This window comes from Xanthobacter sp. BG11Y11_SDJG, assembly GCF_057364445.1.
On the sequence record NZ_JBNFNU010000679.1, the window covers coordinates 1 to 1,302 of the forward strand.

The 1,302-nt window shown below is 72.3% G+C and carries 1 protein-coding gene and 1 pseudogene; both read left to right on the forward strand.

The genetic code is table 11. From position 1 onward, the window contains the following. Positions 1–163: 163 nt before the first annotated feature. A pseudogene (locus AC2W7M_RS25695) lies at positions 164–985 on the forward strand (ABC transporter ATP-binding protein); the annotation flags it as partial. A 7-nt stretch (positions 986–992) separates the two neighbouring features. Next, complete coding sequence (locus AC2W7M_RS25700; protein WP_486135949.1) at positions 993–1,295, forward strand: hypothetical protein; 303 nt, start codon at positions 993–995, stop codon at positions 1,293–1,295. Positions 1,296–1,302 lie beyond the last annotated feature (7 nt).

A 1,302-nucleotide genomic window follows, 5' to 3' on the forward strand; every position in this document is an offset into this window, starting at 1 on the left:
CGGCGCGCCAGCGCCGGAGGCGGCGGCGCTCGCCCCGGCCGGCGGAACCCCCCCACCCCCCGGCCTCTCTCCCCGCAAGGGGAGCAGGGGGAGCCAAAGCCCGCAAAGCGGGAGACGGGAGCATGCCCCAGCGCGGCCGCCGCCGCGGTGACCGAGCCGCTTTCTCAAGGTCGAGAACCTGCTCAAGGAGTATCCGCGCCAGGGCGCGCCGTCCGGCCTCATCGCCCGCCTCAAGGGCAAGACCGTGCCGCAGGAGGACGCCCTCTTCCGCGCGGTGGACGGCATCTCGTTCGAGATCCGGCGCGGCGAGAGCGTCGGCCTGGTGGGCGAATCGGGCTGCGGCAAGTCCACCACCTCGTCCATGGTGATGCGCCTGCTCGATCCCACGGCGGGCAGGATCACCTTCGACGGTGAGGACATCTCCGCCATCCCCGCCAAGGCCTTCGCCGGCCACCCCATGCGCCGGCGCATCCAGATGGTGTTCCAGGACCCGACCGAGAGCCTCAATCCGCGCTACACGGCCGCCCGCGCCATCGCCGATCCGCTGATCCGCATGGGCTCCGTCTCGGGCGGGGCGAAGCTGCGCGAGGAGGTGGCGCAGCTGGCGCGCATGGCCGGCCTGCCGCTGAACCTGCTGGACCGCTTCCCGCACCAGCTCTCCGGCGGGCAGAAGGCGCGCGTCGGCATCGCCCGCGCCATCGCGCTCCGTCCCGACCTCGTGATCCTCGACGAGCCCACCGCGGCGCTCGACGTGTCGGTGCAGGCGGTGGTGCTGAACCTGCTCGACGAGCTCAAGCACACGCTGGGCATGAGCTATCTCTTCGTCTCCCACGATCTGCACGTGGTGGGCCTGCTGTGCGACCGGGTCATCGTCATGCGCCAGGGCCGGATCGTCGAGGAGGGCGGGGCGCGGGCGATTCTCGAACGCCCGAAGGACGCCTATACACGGGAACTGATCGCCGCCATCCCCCATCCGCCGGTGTGAGTGCGCCATGACCATCGATCTGTCCGAGGACATGCCTTTGCCGAAGGCGCCCGACGCGGCGCTGGCGCAGATGCTCGACGGCGCGCTTGCCGCCCATGGCATCGCTCCGGAGCCGCAATGGCGCGCCGAGGCGCTGATGCATCTGCGCGCCATCGCCGATGCGGCGCACCTCGTCTATTCCCTCGATCTCGGCGACGCCGCCGAGCGGCGCCGTCTACCGGCCATGAGCGACGCCGTGCGCCGCACCCTTCCGACCCCGCGACGGCGGACGCCGCCGCCATCGGCGGCGGCGGTGATTCCGGCGCCGTGACCGCGCG